Annotated in this window: 17 protein-coding genes; 12 read left to right on the forward strand and 5 right to left on the reverse strand. The window is 32.5% G+C overall.

What is annotated here, in order from left to right; translation table 11 throughout:
* Window positions 1-38 precede the first annotated feature (38 nt).
* The 4 genes from Q0678_RS10175 (at window position 39) to Q0678_RS10190 (ending at window position 5,394) form a co-directional block, all read left to right on the forward strand.
* The gene (locus tag Q0678_RS10175) at window positions 39-1,319 is read left to right on the forward strand and encodes a sugar isomerase (protein WP_299057454.1); all 1,281 of its coding nucleotides are present in this window, start codon (window positions 39-41) and stop codon (window positions 1,317-1,319) included.
* Window positions 1,320-1,328: 9 nt separating this feature from the next.
* Window positions 1,329-2,702, forward strand: a complete 1,374-nt coding sequence (locus Q0678_RS10180; RefSeq protein ID WP_299057456.1) for an FGGY family carbohydrate kinase — start codon at window positions 1,329-1,331, stop codon at window positions 2,700-2,702.
* A 6-nt stretch (window positions 2,703-2,708) separates the two neighbouring features.
* On the forward strand, window positions 2,709-3,863 hold the full coding sequence (locus Q0678_RS10185) for an alpha-hydroxy acid oxidase (RefSeq protein ID WP_299057458.1): 1,155 nt from the start codon (window positions 2,709-2,711) through the stop codon (window positions 3,861-3,863).
* A 136-nt stretch (window positions 3,864-3,999) separates the two neighbouring features.
* Window positions 4,000-5,394, forward strand: coding sequence for a hypothetical protein (locus Q0678_RS10190; RefSeq protein WP_299057460.1), 1,395 nt, complete (start codon window positions 4,000-4,002; stop codon window positions 5,392-5,394).
* A gap of 613 nt (window positions 5,395-6,007) precedes the next feature.
* On the opposite strand, the gene thrC is transcribed toward Q0678_RS10190, so the two are convergent.
* The 4 genes from thrC to Q0678_RS10210 all read right to left on the reverse strand — a co-directional run bounded on the left by thrC (window position 6,008) and on the right by Q0678_RS10210 (window position 12,691).
* Entirely contained in the window at window positions 6,008-7,294 is a 1,287-nt protein-coding gene (thrC, locus tag Q0678_RS10195; RefSeq protein ID WP_299057462.1) for a threonine synthase, read from the reverse strand.
* Window positions 7,295-7,371: 77 nt separating this feature from the next.
* Window positions 7,372-8,295, reverse strand: coding sequence for a homoserine kinase (locus Q0678_RS10200; RefSeq protein WP_299057464.1), 924 nt, complete (start codon window positions 8,293-8,295; stop codon window positions 7,372-7,374).
* Window positions 8,296-8,372: 77 nt separating this feature from the next.
* Window positions 8,373-10,811 carry a bifunctional aspartate kinase/homoserine dehydrogenase I gene (gene thrA / locus Q0678_RS10205; RefSeq protein ID WP_299057467.1) on the reverse strand — a complete coding sequence of 813 codons (2,439 nt, stop codon included), beginning with the start codon at window positions 10,809-10,811 and terminating at the stop codon, window positions 8,373-8,375.
* A gap of 317 nt (window positions 10,812-11,128) precedes the next feature.
* On the reverse strand, window positions 11,129-12,691 hold the full coding sequence (locus tag Q0678_RS10210) for a hypothetical protein (protein WP_299057470.1): 1,563 nt from the start codon (window positions 12,689-12,691) through the stop codon (window positions 11,129-11,131).
* A 131-nt stretch (window positions 12,692-12,822) separates the two neighbouring features.
* On the opposite strand from Q0678_RS10210, the gene Q0678_RS10215 reads away from it, so the two are divergent.
* The 8 genes from Q0678_RS10215 (at window position 12,823) to Q0678_RS10250 (ending at window position 24,536) form a co-directional block, all read left to right on the forward strand.
* Window positions 12,823-13,998 carry a 2-isopropylmalate synthase gene (locus Q0678_RS10215; RefSeq protein ID WP_299057566.1) on the forward strand — a complete coding sequence of 392 codons (1,176 nt, stop codon included), beginning with the start codon at window positions 12,823-12,825 and terminating at the stop codon, window positions 13,996-13,998.
* A 102-nt stretch (window positions 13,999-14,100) separates the two neighbouring features.
* Complete coding sequence (leuB, locus tag Q0678_RS10220; RefSeq protein WP_299057472.1) at window positions 14,101-15,222, forward strand: 3-isopropylmalate dehydrogenase; 1,122 nt, start codon at window positions 14,101-14,103, stop codon at window positions 15,220-15,222.
* Window positions 15,223-15,770: 548 nt separating this feature from the next.
* Window positions 15,771-17,447: a dihydroxy-acid dehydratase gene (gene ilvD / locus Q0678_RS10225; protein WP_299057475.1), complete on the forward strand. Its 1,677-nt coding sequence runs from the start codon at window positions 15,771-15,773 to the stop codon at window positions 17,445-17,447.
* 107 nt (window positions 17,448-17,554) lie between these two features.
* A complete protein-coding gene (ilvB, locus tag Q0678_RS10230) occupies window positions 17,555-19,288 on the forward strand; it encodes a biosynthetic-type acetolactate synthase large subunit (RefSeq protein ID WP_299057478.1) in 1,734 nt (577 codons plus the stop codon).
* 90 nt (window positions 19,289-19,378) lie between these two features.
* A complete protein-coding gene (gene ilvN, locus Q0678_RS10235) occupies window positions 19,379-19,909 on the forward strand; it encodes an acetolactate synthase small subunit (RefSeq protein WP_299057481.1) in 531 nt (176 codons plus the stop codon).
* Between the two features lie 105 nt (window positions 19,910-20,014).
* A complete protein-coding gene (gene ilvC, locus Q0678_RS10240; protein ID WP_299057484.1) occupies window positions 20,015-21,490 on the forward strand; it encodes a ketol-acid reductoisomerase in 1,476 nt (491 codons plus the stop codon).
* Window positions 21,491-21,565: 75 nt separating this feature from the next.
* A complete protein-coding gene (gene ilvA, locus Q0678_RS10245; RefSeq protein WP_299057487.1) occupies window positions 21,566-22,828 on the forward strand; it encodes a threonine ammonia-lyase IlvA in 1,263 nt (420 codons plus the stop codon).
* Between the two features lie 115 nt (window positions 22,829-22,943).
* Window positions 22,944-24,536: an NADP-dependent glyceraldehyde-3-phosphate dehydrogenase gene (locus Q0678_RS10250; protein WP_299057490.1), complete on the forward strand. Its 1,593-nt coding sequence runs from the start codon at window positions 22,944-22,946 to the stop codon at window positions 24,534-24,536.
* 85 nt (window positions 24,537-24,621) lie between these two features.
* On the opposite strand, the gene Q0678_RS10255 is transcribed toward Q0678_RS10250, so the two are convergent.
* On the reverse strand, window positions 24,622-25,875 hold the full coding sequence (locus Q0678_RS10255) for an FAD-dependent oxidoreductase (RefSeq protein WP_299057493.1): 1,254 nt from the start codon (window positions 25,873-25,875) through the stop codon (window positions 24,622-24,624).

Genomic DNA, 25,875 nt, shown 5'->3' on the forward strand with positions numbered 1-25,875 from the left:
CATAAAATTTTATGGAAGTTTTTTATTAAAACAGAATTATGAAATTAACACAACAACATATAGAAGACGATAATAAAAAGAATTTAACATCTCAAAATAATCAGTATAATTTTTTAGCTGATTCTTTAACCTCTAAAGGGTATGATGTAAATTCGATTATTAACAAATTATCAGAATTTCAAGTAGCAATACCAAGTTGGGCTTTAGGTGCAGGTGGTACTCGTTTTGGGCGTTTTTCTTTTTATGGAGAACCTTCTACCTTAGAACAAAAAATAGAAGATGTTGGTATTTTACACAGTTTAACTCAAACTGCAGGTGCTGTATCTTTACATATTCCTTGGGATATTCCTTCTGATTACAATGCTATTAAAGAAAAAGCAGGTGCATTGGGTATTCAATTCGATTCTGTAAATTCAAATACATTTCAAGATCAGAAGAATGCTAAAGAAAGCTACAAGTATGGTTCTTTAAGTAATACCAGCAAAGCTGTTAGAGACCAAGCAATACAACACAACATAGATGTAATTAATATTGGAAACAAATTAGGATCTAAAAGTTTAACTGTGTGGTTAGCAGATGGTTCTTCTTTTCCAGGACAAAATAATTTTCAGACAGCTTTACAAAACACACAAGACAGCTTAAAAGAAATATACAAAGGCTTACCAGATGATTGGAAGTTACTAATAGAGTACAAGCCTTATGAACCAAACTTTTATTCAACTGTAATTCAAGATTGGGGTACTTCTTTTATGTTGGCAAATGAGTGCGGAGAAAAAGCTTTCTCATTAGTAGATTTAGGACATCATTTACCAAATTCTAACATAGAACAAATTGTATCTGTATTAATGTTAAAAGGAAAGTTAGGTGGATTTCATTTTAACGATAGTAAGTATGGTGATGATGATTTAACTGTTGGTAGTATTAAACCATATTCGTTATTTTTAATCTTTAATGAATTGGTTTACGGAATGGAAAACAATCCACAAAACCCAGATTTAGCTTGGATGATTGATGCAAGTCATAATGTTAAAGATCCTTTAGAAGATTTATTACAATCTTTAGAAGCCATACAAGAAGCGTATGCAAAAGCATTGTTAGTAGATCAAAAAGCCTTAAGAACAGCACAATTAGAAAATGATGTTACTAAGTGTCAAGAAATTTTACAAGGTGCTTTTAGAACAGATGTAAGACCTTTATTGGCAGCAGCAAGACTAAAAACAGGTGGAGCTATAAACCCAATAGAAAGTTATAGAAATTTAGCTGTAAGAGCAGCATTAATAAAAGAAAGAGGTAAAAATACAATAGCAACAGGATTGTAAAAAAACACCATGAAACAAAAAGTAACTGCCATTTTTGATATTGGAAAAACTAATAAGAAATTTTTTCTTTTTGATAAAAAATTCAAAGAAGTATACAGAGAGTATGCTTCTTTTGATGAAATTAAAGATGAAGATGGTTATCCAACAGAAAATTTAGCTGCCTTACAAACTTGGTTAAAGGAAATTTTTAATCGAATTTTAAAAAGTGAGCAATACGCTATAAAAGCAATTAATTTTTCTACCTATGGCGCCAGCTTTGTGCATTTAGATGAAAACGGAGATGTACTAACACCTTTGTATAATTACACCAAAGAAATTGATGAGGATTTGGTGGCTGATTTTTATGAAAAATATGGTCCAGAATTAGAATTCACAAGAAGTACGGGTTCGCCAAAATCTGGTCTGTTAAATTCTGGAATGCAGCTGTATTGGATAAAAAAAACCAAACCAGAAATATTTAGTAAAATTAGATATTCATTGCATTTGCCTCAATATTTAAGTTTTATTTTCACAGGAATTCCGTTTAGTGAATACACAAGTATTGGTTGTCATACTTCTCTTTGGAATTATGAAACTAAAGATTACCACAATTGGGTTTACAAAGAAGGAATTCATAAAATATTACCTCCAATAGTTTCAACAGAAACGAGTGTAAATATGAATTACAATGGAAATAGAATTAAAATTGGTGTAGGTATACACGATAGTTCGTCTGCACTTTTACCTTATGTTAGAAGTGTAAAAAAACCTTTTGTTTTGGTGTCTACCGGTACATGGTCTATAGCTTTAAATCCTTTTTCAGATAGTGCTTTAACCAAAGAAGAAACAACATTAGGCTGTATCAATTACATGCGAATTAATGGCAAGCCTGTTAAATCTTCTAGGCTATTTTTAGGAAATGAATACAAAATTCAAGCTAAAATAATGTCAGAAAGATTTAACGTAGATAAAGACTATCATAAGACTGTTCAGTTTGATTACACAGTATATTCAGAAATTATAAAAGATTTTACATATGCTTTTAAGTGGGAGTCTTTTACAGATAAAAACATGCCTACAAAAACAACGTATTCGTATGCTACTTTTGAGCATGCTTATCATCATTTGATGATAGAGTTGGTTAAGCTTCAGGTACAAGGCATTAAAAGAATAGCAAATACTCAAGATATAGATAGATTGTATGTAGATGGTGGTTTTTCTGATAATGATTTGTACATTAAGTTGTTATCTCATTACTTAAGAGGCATGAAATTAAGAACAACAAAAGCGTCTTTAGGTTCTGCTTTAGGAGCTGCAATTTCAATTTCTGATACTAAATTAAATTCTAAATTCTTAAAAAAGAATTATTCACTTAAGAAACACGTACCATTTATAATCAAATAAAAAACTATGGCTTTAAAAATTAATACAAAATACCCCTCTGTAGACGATTTAAGAAACAAAGCAAGAAAGAAAATACCAAAATTTGCTTTTGAATATTTAGATGGAGGTTGTAATGAAGATGTAAATTTACACAGAAATACCTCTGAATTAAGAGATGTGCAATTAAAGCCTAATTACTTAAGAAATCATGGAGGTTCATCAACCAAAACAAAATTATTTGGTATAGAATATGATGCTCCTTTTGGTATTGCACCCGTAGGATTACAAGGATTAATGTGGCCAAATTCTCCAGAAATACTTGCAAAAGCAGCGTTTAAGCATAATGTGCCTTTTATTCTAAGTACAGTAACTACAACAAGTATAGAGCGTGCAGCAGAGCTAACAGAAGGAAAAGCTTGGTTTCAATTATACCATCCAACAGAAAATAGTTTAAGAGATGATATTTTAAAAAGAGCAGAAGCTGCAGAATGCCCTGTATTGGTAATTTTGTGTGATGTGCCAAGTTTTGGTTTTAGACCAAGAGACATTAGAAACGGTTTGGCTATGCCACCAAAAATGAATGTTAGTAATATTTTACAAGCTTTTGGAAGACCTCATTGGAGTTTACAGACCCTAAAACATGGCATTCCAAATTTTGCAAATCTATTACCTTACATGCCTAAAAATTTAGATTTAAAACAATTGGGAAAATTTATGGATCAAACATTTAGCGGTAGGTTAAATGAAGAGAAAATAAAACCAATTCGAGATATGTGGAAAGGTAAAATTGTTTTAAAAGGAGTTGCTTCTCATTACGATGCAGAACAAGCTATTCGTTTAGGTTTAGATGGTATTATTGTATCAAACCATGGAGGAAGACAATTAGACGCAGGAGAATCAACTATAAAACCACTTACAACTATTGCCGAGAAATACGGAGATCAAATAGAGGTAATGATGGATAGTGGTATTCGCTCTGGTGTAGATGTTTCTAGAGCTTTGGCTTCTGGAGCAAAATTTACCTTTATGGGACGTTCATTTATGTATGGAGTGTCTGCTTTAGGAAAACAAGGTGGAGATCATACAATATCACTTTTAAAAACAGAGTTGCAACAAGTAATGGAGCAAATTTGTTGTGAACGTGTAGAAGATTTTCCAAATCATCTAATTAAAGATCTGTAGCATCAAAAAAAGTCATACATTTAAAAACTCAGCAATTTTGCTGAGTTTTTTTATACGGTACAGTACAGGATAGAAAATTTTATGATCTAATCTACATTCGTAATTATTCAAAATTAATTAAAATACACCAAGTATTATGGCAGAATCGCAAAATGCAGCAGTAATTACTAATGAAAATGCAGGAGGAGAGTTTGAAAGAACTCCAGTACCTTCATCAAAATTAAAAGGATGGAAATCTTTTTTAGGAATGTATGCAGGAGAACACGCTGCAGGTACTGAATTTATGATTGGCCCCTTGTTTCTAGCTGCAGGAGCTAGTTTAAAAGATTTAGCGTTAGGACTTCTTTTAGGTAATATTTTAGCTATTTTAACTTGGAGATACTTAGTGGCACCTATAGCTGTTTCTAGCAAACTAACATTGTATTATCAATTAGAAAAAATTGCTGGAAAAAATTTAGTAAAGATATATAATGTTGTAAACGGTGTGCTTTTCTGTTTTTTGGCAGGTGCAATGATTACCGTTTCTGCTAGTGCTGTTGGAATCCCTTTTGATATAAATTTTTCTATTCCTGAAAATATTTTTGGTTTAAGTACACCAGCTTTTTCCATGATTGTAATTATTGTAGGTGTTGTAATGACTGTAGTTGCTGCAGCTGGATATAATACGGTTTCTAAATTTGCGAATATCGCAGCACCTTGGATGATTGTTGTTTTTGCAGCTTGTGGATTATCAGCTTTAAGTCAAATGGAGGTTGATTCTTGGGAGAGTTTATTAGTTGAATGGGATAAAGGAATTAGTGTAGTACAATCGGTTAACGGGAAAACAGATTTTGGTTTTTGGAAAATTGTCATTTTTTCTTGGCTATGTAATGCAGCAATGCATTTTGGTATGGCAGATTTAACTATTATGCGTTTTGCAAAAGATAGTCGTGCTGGATGGGGACCTTCTATAGGAATGTTTTTAGGACATTATATGGCATGGATCTGTGCATCTTTTATGTTAGCTGCTCAGATTAAATTAACAGGAGATATTTCTGCAAATCCTGGTGCGTTAGCTTGGAGTGCTGTAGGTTGGACAGGTATTATCTGTGTTATTGTAGCAGGTTGGACCACCGCTAACCCTACAATATATAGAGCAGGTTTGGCTTTTCAAACTTTATTTCCATTAAAATCTAAAAAATATTCAGGTGTAATTTTAGCAGGTATAGTAGCAACCGCAGCAGGAATTTTTCCATCGCTTTCAGGTAAGTTACTTGATTTTGTAGGATTGTATGGAGCCATTTTAGGGCCAATGGGAGGAGTTATTTTTGTAAACCATTATCTAGCTAAGAAAATGAATTTTACACAAGATTATGCAGATGAAAAAGGAACCGGTTTTAATACAGGTGTTTTATTAGCTTGGTTGATTCCTGTAGCCTTAGGGTTGTATTTTATCTTTGGTCAAGGTTTATTTCCTGCTTATGCAGTAATACCTTCTTGGATAGCTTCTAGTGTGTTGTATGTAGTTATTATGAAACTTCAAAAATCTTAAATTATGAAAATACTAAAATTAATAAGTGCATTGTCAATAGTTGGTTTCATACTATTAACTAGCATACTTTTATTATTGGGTTCAATGAATGCAGCTAATATGAAGATTTTAATGTTAATAGGCACCATTTTGTGGTTTTTGGTAACGCCACTATGGATGAAAGAAGAGTCTTAAACAAAAAGAGTTTTTAAATATTTCTTTATATACAACAAGCTGTAATTAGAAATACTTGTAATTTATATACAGGTTTTTAAGTTTATAAAGAGGTTCTTGTGGCTGATTTATACATCTTATAATATGTTTCCTATTACTTACAATTACACTTATTTTGTTATTGTATTAATTTCTATGTACGTATTTCTAGTGAAAATTTAATAAAAAATATGAGTATGAAAAAAATAGTAATTCCGTTTAAACTCTTATTTTTAGTGTTAACACTTCCTTTTGAGATAACAAAAGGGAAAAAGAGGAAGAATAAAAAGAAGATTAAAGATTTATTAAGGTCTTAACCTATTTCCTACAATTCAAAAATCATAAGAATAAATTGCCTTGTAGGCCAACAAAAAAAGCTTCAAAATTTTAAATTTTGAAGCTTTTTGCTTTTGTAGTAGTTTTACTCTTGCATTAAAAATGCTTTTAAGTCCTCATAAGAACTCGCTTTAAGAGCTACTTTTTTATTGTTAATGACTTTTTTAATTTGTGGTGGAATGGCCACTTTTACAGGTAAGGTACTTTCTACAACATCTAAAAATTTAACAGGATGTGCAGTTTCTAAAAAGATACCAAATTCATGTTTTTGTATTCCGTGTTTTTTCAATCCTAAATAGCCTACAGTTCCATGAGGATCTGCAACGTATCCTGAGTTTGAATATATTTCTTTCATCGTTTCACGCGTTTCAGCATCAGAAAAACTATACGAAGAAAAGTGCTTTTTAAGTAGGTTAAAATCGTTGTTAAACAATTCTCTAATTCTAATAAAGTTACTTGGGTTTCCAACATCCATTGCATTAGAAATGGTTGCCTTAGATGGTTTTGGGTTGTAAGTACCCTCTTTTAAATAGTTTGGCACAGTATCATTAACATTTGTAGAAGCTACAAAATGTTTTACAGGCAAGCCTAATTTTTGTGCCATAACACCTGCGCAGATATTTCCGAAATTTCCACTTGGAACAGAGAAAATCAATTCTTTATTTAGTTTTTTTAATTCTTTATAAGCAAAGAAAAAATAAAACATTTGTGGCAACCACCTTGCAACATTTATAGAGTTTGCAGAGGTTAGTGTTTTGGTAATTTCTTCATCTAAGAAGGCAGTTTTTACCATTTCTTGACAATCATCAAAAACACCATCTACTTCTAGTGCTGTAATGTTTTTTCCTAAGGTAGTTAATTGTTTTTCTTGAATGTCGCTTACTTTTCCCGACGGATATAAAATAACAACATTTACTCCTTTTGCGCCTAAAAAACCGTTGGCAACTGCGCCACCTGTATCGCCAGAGGTAGCCACTAAAACCGTTACTTCTTTGTTGTTGTCTCTGTTAAAATACTCAAGGCATTTTGCCATAAATTTGGCACCAACATCTTTAAATGCCATGGTAGGACCATGAAACAATTCTAAAGTTGCAATATTCTCATCTACTTTTACAACCGGAAAATCAAATGAAACAGTTTCTGCAATAATCTCTTTTAATTTTTCAGCAGGAATTTCATCTCCAACAAACTGCTGAATAACTTCAAACGCAATTTCTTGATGGGTATAGTTTTCAATATTGTCTATAAAATCTTTAGAAAGCGGTGTAATTTCTTCCGGAAAATAAATTCCTCTATCTTTTGCCAAGCCTTCTATTACTGCGTTTTTAAAAGTTGTTTTTGGCGATTTGTGGTGTAAACTATAGTAGTTCATTTTTTATGTTTTTTGGTGTTTGGTTTTTGATTTACAGTTTGTGTATGAGTCAACAACTATAAACAAATAACCAACAACTATTCTAATATTTTAATTCCTTCAGCATTTACTTTTGAAGTAAAAATTGTAAAATCTATTGCTGTTTTAGCATAGGTTTCTTGTATCGATTTGTAAACATTTTCGGCACTTTTATCACCTTTACACAATGCAAAAATTGTAGGGCCAGATCCAGAGATTCCTGCACCCAAAGCACCTGCCTTTACTGCATTTGTTTTAACGTCATCAAAAAACGGAATGAAACTTTTTCTGGCAGGTTCTGCAACAAGGTCTACCAAAGAATTGCTAATTAGTTGATAATCATCTGTAAATAAGCCGCTAACCAGTCCGCCAACATTTGCCCATTGCGTAATGGCATTTTTTAAAGGTACGTTTGCTGGCAATACGTCTCTAGCATCTTTTGTTTTTATTTCTACTTGCGGATGTATTGCAACAACTCTTAATTCTTTAGGGACAGGTAATTTTACAATTTCTAACGGATTGTAACTTCTAACAAGAATAAAACCACCGTATATTGCGGCAGCTACATTGTCTGCAATTTGAGATCCACAGGCAACTTCTTCGCCATACATGGCAAATTTTGTGAGTTCTAAGTTATTGTATCGGTTTCCAAGTAGTTTATTTGCTCCAAAAGCAGCGCCTGCAGCACTAGCAGCAGAGCTTCCTAAACCGCTACCTGGTTTAAAACCTTTGTGAATTGTAAGTGCAACTCCAAAATCAGCTTTTGCATCGTTTAGCATTTTTTGCACAACAGCACTTGCGGCATTTTTATCAATATCATAGGTTAAATTTGCACCTGTAATATTTGTTATTTTTACTCCTTTTGAGCTTGTTTTGGTAAACGACATTTCGTCTCCAACTGCATCTACGGCAAAGCCCATAGAGTCAAATCCGCAAGAAACATTGGCTACAGTTGCCGGAGAAAATATTTTTAAATAATCCATTTATTTTGGTTTGTGGTTTTTAGTTGTTGGTTTTTATTCTGGTTGACAATCAAAAACCAACAACTAAAAACGAATAACTATTTATTAGCAATTCTAATTACATCAGCAAAAATACCAGAAGCCGTAACTTCTGCACCCGCACCTGCACCTTTTATAATTAAAGGGTTTGACGGATATCTATCTGTAAAAAATAATACAATATTATCGCTGCCTTCTAAATTGTAAAAAGGATGGTCTGCAGCAATGTGTTGCAAACCAACATTTGCCTTACCATCTACAAATTCTGCAACATATTTTAAGCGGCAATCTTTGTCATTAGCTTCTTTAAATAGCTGTTGAAAATGCGTTTCGTTCTTTGTTAATGATGCGTAAAAATCGTTATTATTTGTTGTTTGCAAGCTATCTTTTGGTAAAAAAGCGTTGTTTGCAATGTCTTCTAATTCTAGTTGATAACCACTTTCACGAGCCAAAATTAAAATTTTTCTGGCAACATCTACACCGCTCAAATCAATTTTAGGATCTGGTTCTGTAAATCCTTCTTTTTGTGCTTGTGCTACTACATCATGAAAAGTAGCATTTGTATTAAAATTGTTAAACACAAAATTTAAACTTCCAGACAATACTGCTTGAATTTTATGAATTCGGTCTCCAGAATTGATTAAGTTTTTTAGCGTATCTATAATAGGTAAGCCTGCGCCTACATTGGTTTCAAACAAAAATGAAGCGTTGTATTTTCTAGAGACTTCTTTAAGTATTTTGTAATTTTTATAGTTAGACGCACAGGCAATTTTGTTACATGTAACTACAGAAATACTATCTCTCAAATATTTTTCATATACTTCAGAGACTTGCTGATTTGCGGTATTGTCTATAAAAACACTGTTTCTATGGTTTGCTGTTTTTACCTTTTTATAAAAGTTGTCTAAACTTGTAGGTTCTCCGTTTTCTAGTGCCTCTTTCCAGTTTTTTAGGTTGATGCCATCGTTGTCAAAAACCATTTTTCTAGAATTAGACAATCCGATAACTCTAATTTTTAATTTTAAATTTTCTTTTAAAAACTTTTTCTGTTGGTCTAATTGAGCTAAAAACTTTTCGCCAACATTACCAACACCGGTAACAAATAGGTTGAGTTGTTTTGTTTTTTCTTCAAAAAATTGCTCATGCAAGGTATTTAATGCTTTTTTAGCATCACTTTTATCAATGACAGCAGAGATATTTTTTTCTGAAGAACCTTGTGCAATCGCTCTTACATTTACGTTGTTTTTACCCAACGCAGCAAACATTTGTCCGCTTAAACCTTGGTAGTTTTTCATGCTTTCTCCAACAACAGCAATAATTGCCAAGTCATTTTCTACACTTACAGGTTTTATTTTTTTTCTATCAATTTCAATACTAAAAGTTTCGTTTAAAAGTTCTTGCGCTTTTGTAGCATCATTTTCATAGACACCAACACAAATAGAATGTTCAGAAGAAGCTTGTGTAATAAAAACGACGTTAATTTTTGCAACAGAAAGTGTTTCAAACAAACGTTTCGAAAACCCAGGAATACCTATCATTCCGCCACCTTCTAAAGTAATTAAGCTAATGTCTTCTATATGAGAGATCCCTTTTACTTCGTTACTATTTTTAGGGTTTTTACAAATTAAAGTTCCAATATTTTCTGGGTCAAAAGTATTTTGTATGCGAATCGGAATTTCTTTTCTTAATGCTGGTTGTATGGTTGGTGGGTACAATACTTTTGCACCAAAATGCGACAATTCCATCGCTTCTTCGTAAGAGATTTCAGAAATCGCATAGGCTTGTTTTACAACTCTTGGGTTGGCTGTAAACATACCGGCAACATCTGTCCATATTTGTAATTCAGAAGCGTTTATTGCAGCAGCATAAATAGCAGCAGAAAAATCTGATCCACCTCTACCAAGTGTTGTTGTTTCGCCAGCTATATTAGCAGAAATAAAACCTCCTAAAAGAGTTACTTGGTGTGTATTTTTTTTGAAAAAAGCAGCAATATTTGCATTGGTAGCTTTAAAATTTACCTCTGCATCTAAAAAATCGTTGTTTGTAATAATTAAATCGCGACTCTCTTTATGTACAGCATCTAAAACCTCATTTGCTGCATTTGCAATGATGTAAGAAGACAGTCTTTCTCCGAAACTAGATACTTTTGCCAATGTTTTGTCAGACAATTCTTGTAACAAAAAGATGCCTTCATAAATTGAGTGAAGTCTATCAAACAAAGCCGTTGTTTTTTGTATAACTTCGGGTTTGTTTTTAACAATCAGGTCGTTAATTACCTCATTGTGTAGTGTTTTTATGTTTGATAATATTTCTTTAGCTTCCTCTATATTTTTTAGTGAGGCATTTGCGCCAGCCAATAGATTGTTAGTTGTTTTGCCAAAAGCAGAAACTACAACTGCAATTGTATCTTTTTTAGATGCATTTGCAACAATTGCCAATACTTTTTTTATGTTTTCTGAATTTGCGACAGACGAACCGCCAAATTTTAATACTTTCATTTTGAGTGTATATGAGAATGAAATAATACTGTTTTATTGTTTTGTTCCGAATTGTATCGAAAAAAATAGAACCTGAGTTTGTATAATAGTAGAGAACCCCTAAAGGGTAATTGTTGTAGAAGTGCGTGTAATATTTCCCATAGAAATGCCTACTATAGATATAGTTTGAGTGGTTTTAGTATGTAGATTAGAAATATTCACAAGGCAAAAGTAGCAGTAATATTTAATTTCAGCTTATAAATTGAATAATATTTTCGAATTTAGGTCGATTTATATCAATTTCATAAAATTAACTTATTTAAATTTCGTAATTAATTTTATTTCCCTAGAAGCATTGTTTTTTCTTTAATAATGGCTGCAATAGGTTTGTTTTTAATTTTGCTTTCTAACCAAGACAAGATATCTAAATACAAGAAAGCCCTCTTTTCATAAGGGTGATTTTCAAAAACCTCTAATTTTGCATGTATTTTTTTAAATTCGCCTTTTATTTCATGCGGAAAAACATCACTTAAATCTCTAATAGATTCTAAGAATACCTTTTGTACTTCTTGTAAATTTTCCATCTTTAAAAGAAATTTATAGGTGTCTATAAATTGTCTTTCTAGATCGTAATCTAAGCCACATTCATAGTGTGCAATAAGATTTAATATTCTTGCAAAGCATTGTAAATCTTCTGCAGCACTTAAGTTTTTAGATTTAATTATTCTTTGCAAGTAAGAGATACATTCTCTGTTTTTACCCATTCCAAAATACAAACAAGCAATTTTGTAATACAACATTACCACATGGTGACTGTCTAACCTGTTTTTGTACTTTTCTAATTTTGTATTTATCGTTTCTACTAAATATTCCCCTTCAGAAAAAGTGCCTTCTAAAAAGTGTAAATGTAATTTATTGGCATACAGGTATTGAAAAATTAACAACTCTGTATTGGTGTTTAAAGGTATTTTTTTAGTTTGAATTGCTTCTTCAAACGCGGTCAATTCTTCTTTAAAGGTAGATACTTTTTTCACTAAAAAAGAAGCCTCCAAAAGATAGTTGATTCCTTTTAAGAAAAAAACAGGATGTAAAATTATTAGTTTTTGATCTTCTTTAAATAAGTCTACCCATTTTGTTGCGTATTTATAGCTTTGCAAAAAGTCTTGCGTTAAAAAGCTATACCATAAATGTGCTTTGTACAACCATAATCGCTCTCTAAAACCTAACTCTTTGTACTTGTACTTTGGCAGTCTATCTTCAAAATAAGTATTTATAAATTGAAGCTCCTCTTCATTTTTTATGTAGCCGTTTTGTAATAAATGGCTATAGAGTTGTAAAGACAAATTAGACAATTTACTTGCAATAACATTTTGCTGACTTAGTTCTTTTGCTTGTACCGAAAGCTGATTTGCCCTGTTGCTTAAACTTCTAGTAATATATTGTGTTTCTATTACTTTTTCTAGCTCTACAATTTCATAGGCAATGTTTTTTTCTTCATTGTCTAGCGCCATGTTTTTAGCTTTTTCTAAAAGCTTTAAACTTTGTTTGTACAAGCCTTTCTGATATAAAACCGTTGCAAAATCTAACTGCTCTCTAATCTGAATACGTACGTTTTTGTGTGCAGGATTCAGTCGTAAACTAATTAATATTTGTTTGTAAAGGTGTGCTTTTAAATTAGAAAGTTGTTGTTTAGAAACAATACCACTTCCAATAATTACTTTTTCATCATAGATTTTTAGTTTCTCTAAAAACTTAAATAAAGAGAAAAATTTAGCATCAATATTACCGCCCAAACGACCAACATAAAGGTTGAATTGCCTTTTTTCAGATTTTGTTAAAGATTTAATTAAAACAAAAAGAGCGTCATTTTGTTGATTGGCTGATGTAATAACTTTACTCATAAATAACTGATTTTAAAACTATTATGTTTTTGCTAATGCTATTAGAAATCGTACAGAGTGGTAAAAGTAAGTATTTATTTTAATCTCAAAATATAAATTTGAGATAAATTAAGATAATATTCAACCAAATGATGCAAGACAATCAAGTACAAATTTTTGACACTACTTTAAGAGATGGAGAGCAGGTTCCCGGCTGTAAATTAGATACTACTCAGAAGTTAATTATTGCAGAAAGGTTAGATTTATTAGGGGTTAATGTTATAGAAGCAGGTTTTCCAGTTTCTAGCCCAGGAGATTTTTTGTCTGTAACAGAAATATCTAAAATAGTTAAAAATGCAACCGTTTGTGGTTTAACAAGAGCGGTAGAAAACGATATAAAAGTAGCTGCAGAAGCTTTAAAATATGCTAAGTTACCTAGAATTCATACAGGTATTGGTACAAGTGATTCACACATACAATTCAAATTTAACTCTACCAGAGATAAGGTAATTGAAAGAGCTGTAAAGGCTGTTTCTTATGCAAAGTCTTTTGTAGAAGATGTAGAGTTTTATGCAGAAGATGCTGGTAGAACAGACAATGCCTATTTAGCAAAAGTTTGTGAAGCCGTTATAAAAGCTGGTGCAACTGTTCTTAATATCCCCGATACAACGGGGTATTGTTTGCCAGAAGAGTATGGTGCAAAAATTAAATATTTGAGAGAGAACGTAAAAGGCATCGAAAATGTAACCTTGTCTTGTCATTGTCATAACGATTTAGGTCTGGCAACAGCAAACTCAATTGCTGGGGTTGTCAATGGTGCGCGTCAAATAGAATGTACTATAAATGGTATTGGAGAACGTGCTGGTAATACTGCTTTAGAAGAAGTGGTTATGGTGTTAAAGCAACATCCGTATTTAAATTTAGAGACAAGCATCAATACTAAATTGTTATACGATACTAGTATTTTAGTAAGAGAAAGTATGGGCATGCCTGTACAGCCAAACAAAGCTATTGTTGGGGCAAATGCCTTTGCACATAGTTCTGGTATTCATCAAGATGGTGTTATCAAAAACAGAGAAACATACGAAATTATGGATCCTGAAGACGTTGGTGTTACAGAAAGTGCAATTGTTTTAACTGCAAGAAGTGGTAGAGCAGCCTTGGCTTACAGAGCTAAAAAAGTTGGTTACGAGTTAACCAAGGTGCAATTAGATTTGGCATATACTGCTTTTTTAACAATGGCAGATACGCAAAAAGAAGTCTTAGATAAAGACATTCATGTTCTTATGAAAGAGGTAAATAAAACCTCTAAAATAGCAATGGCTTAAAAAAATAATAGTACTTTGTCTTCAATGGTAGTTAATTGTCTTTAAATTTTATTTAAAACATTTAGCTACCTTTGATAACAGATACAAACTCAAATAGCAGTAATGAAATACACAATAGCAGTAATTCCAGGTGATGGTATTGGGCCAGAGGTAACTACTCAAGCAAAAAAAGCGTTAGATGCAGTTGCAGAGGTGTATGATCATATTTTTCTGTACAAAGAAGCTTTAATGGGTGCATGTGCCATAGACAAAACAGGCAATCCGTTACCAAAAGAAACCATAGATGTTTGTAAAAGTGCCGATGCTATTTTGTTCGGTGCTATTGGCGAACTAAAATATGACAACGATCCATCTTTAAAAGTAAGACCAGAGCAAGGTTTGTTAAGGTTAAGAAAAGAATTAGGTTTGTTCTGTAATATAAGGCCAATAAAGGCATATGCAAAACTTTTAAAAAATTCGCCTTTAAAAAAAGAAATTATTTCTGGTACCAATATCGCTATTTATAGAGAGTTAAGTGGTGGTATTTATTTCGGTGAAAAAGAAACAAGTAAAGACGGATTATCTTCTTTTGATGTCTGTTCTTACACGGTAGAAGAAATTACAAGAATAACACATCTAGCTTTTAAAGCTGCTCAGAATAGAAACAAAAAAGTAACGCTCATAGATAAAGCAAATGTTTTAGAAACTTCTCGTTTATGGAGAAAAACTGTTGCAGAAATTGCAAAACAATATAAAGATGTAGCTGTAGATTTTATGTTTGTAGACAACGCTGCAATGCAGATAGTATTAAATCCGAAGCAATTTGATGTAGTACTTACAGAAAACCTTTTTGGAGATATTATTTCTGATGTAGCTTGCGTAATTGGTGGTTCTATAGGTATTTTGGCTTCCAGTTCTGTAGGTACAGAAAATGCTCTTTTCGAGCCTATTCATGGTTCTTACTCACAAGCAAAAGGTAAAGATATTGCCAATCCAATTGCGTCTATATTATCTGCGGCCATGCTTTTAGAGCATTTAGGGTTGCATGATGAGGCAGACGCCATACAACGCGCTGTAGAAAAATCTTTAGATTTGGGTATTACTACACAAGATTTAAAAGGAAAAAATCAATATGCTGCTTCAACAGCTAAAGTTGGCGATTTTATTGCCGATTATATTACAAATCAAGAAGATAGCAATATGAATTTTAAGAACATTCATATGGGGCAAAGTACCATTATTTAAGTTTTTTTTGAAGCTATTTCCAGCTTTTCACTATATCTTTTTATGCATATTTATATTAATACCTGGCTTTTTTATAAAAGTAATTTTATTATTAAAGCAGAATTATGCAGACTAGTTTAGCATAAAAAGGATGCCGTTTCAATCTGGGCTAAACTTGTTTGTCAGCTATTCGCTTTTAAAAAAGTTTCAATTCCTACTTAAAAAAGTTGAATTTAATTCTTTTGATAAATTAAAAATCACAATATTTGACATCCAAATGAAAAAACAAATATTAAATATTATTTCTATTATTATTGTCAACGTAATTATTACGACATGATAAGGAAGTGCTATTTATATTTTTTATAAACGATCCTTCCATTAATTTGGAAGGTTTTTTTTGAATTTATTTCAATGATTGAGTATCATATTAAAAATAGATTAAAATACTTTAAATCAGTATTTTAAGTTATTTTTTTAACACCTGAATTTAAAGAATGTTATTAAAGAATATGCAACAAAAAGACAGAAATGCAATAATTTAGACAACAAATACAACAATTTAGTAAATGGAATTAAATAAGCATAGCAAAAGATTAACACAAGACGAATCTCAACCAGCATCACAAGCAATGTTGTATGCGGTAGGTTTAACCGATGAAGATATGAGCAAAGCCCAAGTTGGTATTGCTAGTACAGGTTATGATGGCAATCCTTGTAACATGCATTTAAACAGGCTAAAAGAGGAAGTAAAAGTAGAATGCAATATTGCAGGTATGGTGGGCTTAGGTTTTAATACAATTGGGGTTTCTGATGGTATTTCTATGGGAACTTCAGGTATGAATTACTCTTTAGTATCTAGAGATATTATTGCCGATTCTATTGAAACGGTAATGAATGCACAAAGTTATGACGCTGTTGTGGCCATTGTTGGTTGCGATAAAAACATGCCAGGTTCTATTATTGCTATGTTGCGTTTAAACAGACCTGCAATTATGATGTATGGTGGTTCTATTGCTTCAGGTAAGTACAAAGGAAAAAAACTAAATATCGTTTCTGCTTTTGAAGCCTTGGGTCAAAAAGTAGCAGGTGAAATCGATGAAACTGAATACAAAGAAATTATAAAAAGAGCCATTCCGGGTGCAGGTGCTTGTGGTGGTATGTATACTGCAAATACCATGGCTTCTGCTATAGAATGTATGGGTTTTGCATTGCCATACAACTCTTCTATTCCTGCAGAAAATCCGAATAAATTATCGGAAGCAGAAAGAACAGCAAGAGCAATTAAAAATCTGTTAGAGTTAGATTTAAAACCATTAGACATCATTACTAAAAAATCGTTAGAAAATGCGGTTGCTTTGGTAAATGCTTTGGGAGGTTCTACAAATGCAGTATTGCACTTTTTAGCAATTGCACATGCCGCAGAGATCGATTTTACACTAGAAGATTTTCAGAGAGTTTCAGATAGAACTCCGCTAATTGCAGATTTAAAACCATCTGGTAAATACTTAATGGAAGATGTGCATGGCGTTGGTGGTACACCCGCAATTATGAAATATTTATTGCAAGAAGGATATCTTCATGGAGATTGCATGACTGTTACAGGAAAAACATTGGCAGAAAACCTAGCAGACGTTACTGCAATGGAGTTTGAAGCGCAAGATGTAATTTTTCCAAAAGACAAAGCCTTAAAAACATCAGGTAACATTCAGATTATATACGGAAACTTAGCAACCGAAGGAGCAGTTGCAAAAATTTCAGGAAACGAAGGCTTGTTGTTTGAAGGAAAAGCAGTGGTGTATGATGGTGAGCAAGCAGCAAACACAGGTATTTCTAATGGTGAAGTAGCCAAAGGTGATGTTGTTATTATTCGTTATGTAGGACCTAAAGGAGGACCTGGAATGCCAGAAATGCTAAAACCTACTTCTTTAATTATGGGTGCTGGTTTAGGAAAATCGGTAGCATTAATTACAGACGGTCGTTTTTCTGGAGGAACACACGGCTTTGTTGTAGGGCATATTACACCAGAAGCACAATCTGGTGGGGCAATTGGTTTGGTAGAAACAGGTGATAAAATTAGAATTTCTGCAGAAGACAATTCAATCAATGTTTTAATTTCTGAAGAAGAATTAGCCGAAAGAAAAGCAAAGTGGGTAGCGCCTGCTTTAAAACATACAAAAGGTATTTTATACAAATATGCAAAGTATGTAGCATCTGCCTCTAAAGGTTGTGTTACAGATTTGTAAAAGAGTAGTCAATAAATAAAGAAACAAGACCAAAGAAATAAGAGGTTAAAAGAGATATCAAAATGTCTTTATGCAATCTTTTTTATGCTTATCAAAAAAGAAAATATATGGAAACACAAACCATACAAAACAACTCGAAAGCTACAAAAACTACTGAAAAAATTTCTGGTAGTGAAGCAATTGTTCGTTGTTTAATAGCCGAAGAGGTTAAAGTAATCTACGGTTATCCTGGTGGCGCAATTATGCCAGTTTATGATGAGTTGTATAAGTATCAAGACAAAATTCATCATGTATTAACACGTCACGAGCAAGGTGCAACGCATGCTGCACAAGGTTTTGCAAGAATTTCTGGTAAAGTAGGTGTTGCTATTGCAACTTCGGGCCCTGGAGCCACTAATTTAATTACAGGTATTGCAGATGCGCAGATAGATTCTACACCAATGGTTTGTATTACTGGTCAGGTTCCTTCTCATTTGTTGGGAAGTGATGCTTTTCAAGAAACCGATATTGTTGGTATTTCTACACCAGTAACAAAATGGAATTGCCAAGTAACGAAAGCAGCAGACATTCCTGCAGCTTTGGCAAAGGCATTCTACATTGCTAAAAGTGGTAGACCCGGTCCTGTTTTAGTTGATATTACGAAAGACGCACAATTTGAGGAATTTGATTTTTCTTACGAAAAGTGCACCAAAATAAGAAGCTACAATCCGATACCTAAAACAGAACAAAGTTCTTTAGAGGTGGCAGCAAAATTAATAAATGAGGCAAAAAAGCCGTTTATAGTTTGGGGTCAAGGGGTAGTATTAAGTGAAGCAGAAACAGCTTTTAAGGCTTTGGTAGAAAAAGCGGGTATACCTGCTGCTTGGACTATTTTAGGTGCTTCGGCTTTGCCAACTTCTCATCCTTTGAATGTTGGTATGTTAGGGATGCATGGTAATTATGCACCTAATAAGTTAACTAATGAATGCGATGTTTTAATTGCCATTGGTATGCGTTTTGATGATCGTGTTACAGGCGATTTAAGTAAATATGCAAAACAAGCCAAGGTAATTCACTTTGAAATTGATCCGGCAGAAATTAGTAAAAATGTAAAAGCAGATGTTGCTGTTTTAGGAGATGCAAAAGCAACACTAGCAGCTATTTTACCATTAATACAAGAAAATTCTCACACAAACTGGCATCAACAGTTTAAAGATTTATACGAAATAGAGTATCAGAAAGTGATAAAAAATGACCTTCACCCAACCAAAGAAGGATTAACAATGGGCGAGGTTATTAATGAAATTAACATACAAAGTGAAGGTGAGGCAGCTATTGTAACAGATGTAGGGCAACACCAAATGATTGCTTGTAGGTATGCCGATTTTAATAAAACTAAAAGTAACATTACTTCTGGCGGATTGGGTACCATGGGCTTTGGATTGCCAGCAGCAATTGGTGCAAAAATGGCAGCACCAGAGCGTGAGGTTGTTTCTATTTCTGGTGATGGTGGTTATCAAATGACCATACAAGAATTAGGGACTATTTTTCAGCAAAAAGCAGCGGTAAAAATTGTTGTTTTAAATAATGAGTTTTTAGGAATGGTACGCCAATGGCAACAGTTGTTTTTTGACAAGCGTTATGCATCAACAGAAATGACAAATCCTAATTTTGTGGCTATTGCAGAAGGTTATTACTTAAAAGCTAGAAAAGTTGTAAAAAGAGCCGACTTAAAAGAAGCTGTTAAAGAAATGATGGAAAGTAAAGAGGCTTATTTCTTAGAAGTTTGTGTAGAAAAAGAAGGAAATGTTTTTCCGATGGTACCTTCTGGCGCTAGTGTTTCTGATATAAGGTTGGAGTAAAAAAAGAATTAAGAAAAGAGAATAAAGAACAAAGCTTAAAGAGAAGAGTGGCAACTTAGAAACTTTAAACTTTAAACCTTGAACTTAAAAATGAATACAGAAAAACAATTATACACCATATCTGTTTACACCGAGAACAATATTGGTTTGTTAAATAGAATTTCGGCAATTTTTCAGAGAAGGCACATCAATATAGAGAGTTTAAATATTTCTCCTTCAGAGATTGATAATGTGTCGAGATTTACAATTGTGGTAAACATGATTGAGGTAGATGTGAAAAAAATTATTGGTCAAATAGAAAAACAAGTAGAGGTTATAAAAGCGTATTACCATACGTTAGATGAAATTATTTATCAAATATCTGGTTTGTTTAAAATTAAGTCAGAATTATTGTTTGAAGAACCTCAAATACAGAATATTATAAAAGAAAGCAATGCCAGAATTGTAACGGTAAATACCGCTTTTTTTGTATTAGAAAAATCGGGCAGAAAAGAAGAAATTGCAGAATTGTACAACAAGCTAAGCACTTTTGGTATAATGCAATACACACGTTCTGGTTTAATAGCAGTTACAAAAGATGAAATGCGAATTTCTGAACTATTAGAAACATATAACAACTAAAAAAGAGTATAGAATAGAGATAAAAGAATATAGACAGATAATAACGTAGTAATTTAAGTCTATACTTTTTATTCTTTTTTCTTATCACAAACAAAAACAATTAAAATGTCAAATTATTTTAACACATTAACATTAAGAGAAAAATTAGAACAATTAGGAAAATGTCGTTTTATGGACGCTTCAGAATTTGAAGACGGTGTAAACGCATTAAAAGGAAAGAAAATTGTTATTGTGGGTTGTGGCGCGCAAGGTTTAAATCAAGGTTTAAACATGAGAGACTCTGGTTTAGATATTGCTTATACTTTAAGACAAGCAGCTATAGATCAAAAAAGAGAGTCTTTTGTAAATGCAACTTCAAACGGATTTACCGTAGGTACTTACGAAGATTTATTGCCGTCTGCAGATGTTGTTATCAATTTAACACCAGACAAGCAGCATACCAATGTTGTAAAAACAATTATGCCATTGCTTAAAAAAGGAGCAACATTATCGTATTCTCATGGGTTTAATGTTGTAGAAGAAGGGATGCAAATTCGTAAAGATTTAACCGTTATTATGGTGGCGCCAAAATGTCCGGGATCTGAGGTTAGAGAAGAATATAAAAGAGGCTTTGGAGTACCAACTTTAATTGCGGTACATCCAGAGAATGATCCAGAAAATAAAGGATGGGCGCAAGCAAAAGCTTATGCTGTAGGAACTGGCGGACATAGAGCGGGGGTTTTAGAATCTTCTTTTGTGGCTGAGGTAAAATCTGATTTAATGGGAGAACAAACTATTTTATGTGGTTTGTTACAAACAGGTGCTATTTTATCTTTTGATAAAATGGTGGCAGAAGGTATTGATGCGGAGTATGCAGCAAAATTAATTCAGTATGGTTGGGAAACCGTAACTGAAGCCTTAAAGCATGGTGGTATTACAAACATGATGGACAGATTGTCTAACCCTGCAAAAGTAGAAGCATTTCGTTTATCAGAAGAATTAAAAGACATTATGCGTCCGTTGTTTCAAAAACATATGGATGATATTATGACTGGTCATTTTTCTAAAACCATGATGGAAGATTGGGCAAATGATGATAAAAATTTATTAACCTGGAGAGCAGCAACTGGTGAAACTGCTTTTGAAAAACAAGAAATAACTACGGCAGAAATTTCTGAACAAGAATATTTTGACCACGGAACTTTATTAGTAGCCTTTGTAAGAGCGGGTGTAGAATTGGCTTTTGAGGCAATGACAGAATCTGGAATTATAGAAGCTTCTGCTTACTATGAATCTTTGCACGAAACGCCTTTAATTGCAAATACAATTGCGCGTAAAAAATTGTATGAAATGAATCGTGTAATTTCTGATACTGCAGAATATGGTTGTTATTTATTTGACCATGCCTGTAAGCCTTTATTAACAGATTTTATGAAAACAGTTTCTACCAACGTAATTGGTAAATCTTTTTCAAGTAAAAACGATGTAGATAACCAAGAGTTGATAAAAATAAATGCCATTATTAGAAATCATCCGGTAGAAAAAGTAGGTGCAAAATTAAGAGCTTCTATGACAGCAATGAAAGTAATAAAATCTGCATAATTTTAAGATTTTAAAATTTTTTAAAAACCTGTTAAGATGTAAAAACTTAACAGGTTTTCTTTTTACCTTTAACCTATGCAAACAAAACAAATTTATATACCTAGTTTAGAAAATATACAATTAGCTGCTAAGAAATTAGAGGGTGTTGCTTATAAAACACCATTACATCAAAATACTACATTTTCTAAAGAGTTTGGTGCAAATGTGTTCTTTAAAAGAGAAGATTTACAAGTAGTACGTTCCTATAAAATTAGAGGTGCATACAATAAAATGTCTTCTTTATCTTCAGATGAAAAACAACAAGATATTGTTTGTGCTAGTGCAGGTAACCATGCCCAAGGCGTTGCGTTGTCTTGTAAATTATTACAGATAAAAGGTACAATTTTTATGCCTTCTCCAACTCCAAATCAGAAGATCAATCAAGTAAAAATGTTTGGCGAAGCATTTATAGATATTGTAATTGAAGGCGATACTTTTGATGATGCTTTTAATGCCGCAACGTTAGAGTGCGATGCTAAGAAGAAAACATTCATTCATCCTTTTAATGATGAAAAAGTAATTGAAGGTCAGGCAACCGTTGGGTTAGAAATTTTAGAGCAAACCAAGCATCCAATAGACTATGTGTTTGTTGCCATTGGCGGTGGCGGATTGTCGTCTGGATTATCATCCGTTTTTAAATATTTATCGCCTGAAACAAAAATTATAGGTGTAGAACCAGAAGGAGCACCATCGATGTTAACTTCTATCAAAAATAAAAAAAATACCGCTTTAAAAAGTATAGACCCTTTTGTAGATGGTGCAGCGGTAAAAAGAGTAGGAGATTTAAATTTCGAAATCTGCCAGCAATATTTAGCAGATGTCATTACGGTTCCAGAAGGTAAGGTGTGTCAGACAATTTTAGATTTGTACAACAAAGATGCTATTGTGGTAGAACCAGCAGGGGCTTTAAGCATTGCAGCTTTAGATTTTTACAGTGATGAAATCAAAGGAAAAAATATAGTTTGTATTGTTAGTGGTAGTAATAATGATATTACAAGAACAGCAGAAATTAAAGAACGAGCTTTGTTATATGCCAACTTAAAGCATTATTTTATTGTAAAGTTTCCGCAGAGAGCTGGTGCCTTAAAAGAATTTGTTGTAGAAATTTTAGGGGCTAATGATGATATTACACATTTTGAATACACCAAAAAAACCAATAGAGAAAATGGCGCAGCTGTGGTTGGTTTAGAGTTAAAATCTGCAAAAGATTTAGCTCCATTAATGCAAAGAATGAAAGAAAAAAACTTCTTTGGAGAATATTTAAATGATAAACCAGATTTATTTCAGTTTTTAGTATAAAAACTTAACATTTTAGGACAGTAAAGGATAGTTGAAAACTAATTATTGGTTAGTTTTGAAATATAATAATTAAAAAAAATAGCAAAAAAGTATACTTTTTTGTTGCATAAAATTTATGAAAACGAGCATTAAAGAAATTCCCAATAAATATAAAATTTCGGAACTAGTTCACCAAAAAACGTATTTGGTTAATGGTGAATTAAAAGCATGGAAAGGAGATTTTACTGAGGTAAAATCTACAATTTCATCAACAGAAGTTTATAAGCCAACTTTATTGGGTACGGTACCAAATTTAACAGAAAAAGAAGGTTTAGAAGCATTAAACGCTGCACATAAAGCATATAATAAAGGGCAAGGGATGTGGCCAACCATGCGTGTTGCAGATAGAATTGAATGTATGGAGGAGTTTGCAGAGCAAATGAAAACCAAACGAGATGAAGTGGTAAAACTTTTAATGTGGGAAATTGGTAAAGCACTGCCAGATTCTGAAAAAGAGTTTGATAGAACAATCGACTATATTTATGATACCATTGAAGAGTATAAACAAGTAGATAGAGATGCTGCTAAATTTGAAAAACATGGTGGTGTTCATGCACATATTAGAAGAGGTCCATTAGGGGTTGTTTTATGTTTAGGGCCTTATAATTATCCCTTAAACGAAACATTTGCCCTATTAATTCCTGCTTTAATAATGGGTAATACTACCGTTTTTAAACCTGCAAAACATGGGGTTTTATTACTATCTCCTTTAATGGAAGCTTTTCAGAATAGTTTTCCGGAAGGAGTTGTAAATATTATTTATGGTAGAGGTAGGGTTTTAGCAACTCCGATTATGAAAACAGGATTGGTAGATGTGTTGGCATTGATAGGTAATAGTAAGTCGGCGAATGCCATTCAAGCAAATCATCCTTATAAAAACAGGCTGAGATTGGTTTTTGGATTAGAGGCTAAAAATCCGGCAATAATTTTACCAGATGCAGATTTAGATTTAGCTATAAACGAATGTATTTCTGGAGCAACATCTTTTAACGGGCAGCGTTGTACTGCTTTAAAAATTATGTATGTTCATGAGGATATTGTAGATGAGTTTAACAAACGATTTGCAGAAAGATTAGATGCTTTAAAGTTTGGTAATCCTTGGGAAGAAAATGTTGTTTTAACACCTTTGCCAGAACCAGACAAGCCAGCTTATATTCAAGAATTAATAGATGATGCAATTGATAAAGGAGCTAAAATTATTAATAAAAAAGGAGGGCAAACTTCAGAAAATTATATTTTTCCATCATTGTTATACCCAGTTACAAAAGAAATGAGAGTTTTTAAAGAAGAGCAATTTGGTCCTGTTACCCCAATAGTTTCTTTTAAAAATATACAACAGCCGTTAGATGATATGGCTGCATCTAATTATGGGCAACAAGTAAGTGTTTTTGGTAGTAATGTTAAAACATTGGCACCATTAATAGATACTTTGGTGAATTTAGTTTGTAGAGTAAATTTGAATAGCGCTGCGCAAAGAGGACCAGATGTGTACCCTTTTACAGGTAGAAAAGATTCGGCTGTAGCAACTTTAAGTGTTCATGATGCCTTGCGTACTTTTTCTATTAGAACTTTTGTTGCTGCAAAAGACACGCCTTATAACAACGCAATTTTAGAAGAGTTGTTAGATAAAAAAGCATCTAACTTTATCAATACAGATTATTTGCTTTAAGTTTGATTAGCAAGTTTTAATAAAAAAACCGCTATAAGATACTTATTTCTTATGGCGGTTTTTTAGTTATATTTTTTTAAAATTATTATATTGAATCGGCATTTAAGGTTTCTATCACTCCCATCGCAGCTCTCTCTCCCGCAATCATTGCAGCATTTAAAGAGCCATTTAGCAATTGATCGCCAGCTAAAAATATCGTGCTTTTTAATTTGGTTTCAGAACTTGTAAGTTCATATTGTAGGCCAGTTAAATTAGGCAATGCATTTTTAATTTGATATCTTTTTAAGAAGGTAGCGTTGCTTATACCACAATAATCTTGTAATTCTTTTTGTATTCTTACAATAAGTTCTTCTTCTGATAATTGATGATTTTTAACAATTGTAACCGATACTAAATTTTTATCATTACTGTTTGATGTAGCAATACTGTTGGTGTAAAAAATATTATTTATTAATGAATTTGAGTTTGCTACAAGTCCGATTAAAGGTTTTTTAATAGTTCTATTTAAAGTTTCAAAATAAAGAGTATCGCAGGTTTTCCAGGCTTTATCTTCTGTTTTTAAGTTAGTAACTAAATGGTTTGCTTGGGTTGCAATGATGGTAATATCTGTTTCAATACTGGTGTTATCTTTTAAAATAATAGCAGTGTCTTTTACTTCTAATACCGAATAATTGAAATTAAAAGTAGTGTTTTTTAAATTGTTTTTTAGTTGATTTGGTATTGCTTGCATTCCGTTTTTAGGGATAGTTGCATATCCTTCACCAAACATTTTATATACAAACTCGAACATTCTACTAGAAGTTTCTAAGGTTGTTTCTAAAAATATTCCGCTAAAAAAAGGAACAAAGAAAGTGTTTATCATAGAAGTCGAAAAGCCAAAATCTTTCAAATATTTTAAAGTTGTTTTTTCTGGAGATTCAAAGATTGCTTCTAAAGATTTTTTCTTTAAAATACGGTTTAATTTTAAGATTTTAATTTTGTCAGCAATAGAGCCAATACCACTTGTTAGTGTTGGTATTAATAAAGATAGTTTCCTTAAAGGGTCTCCTATTGTTAGCGTTTTAGAGTTCTTAAAAATCACTGCACCTGGCAATAATTCTTGTAATTCGAGTTTATTATAGTCTAAATATTTTTTAGCAGCTGGGTATGCGGTAAGCAATACTTGAAATCCATGGTCTAGGTTATATCCCTTAATTACATCAGATTTTACTCGTCCACCAACAGAATCACTTGCCTCTAAAATGGTTGGTTTGTAGCCATTATCTTCAAGAACTTTTGCAGCGATTAATCCGCTAATTCCTGCACCAATAATATGTATTTTGTAGTCTGATTTCTGCAT

The organism is uncultured Polaribacter sp. (assembly GCF_947497125.1).
Classification (GTDB): Bacteria; Bacteroidota; Bacteroidia; order Flavobacteriales; family Flavobacteriaceae; genus Polaribacter.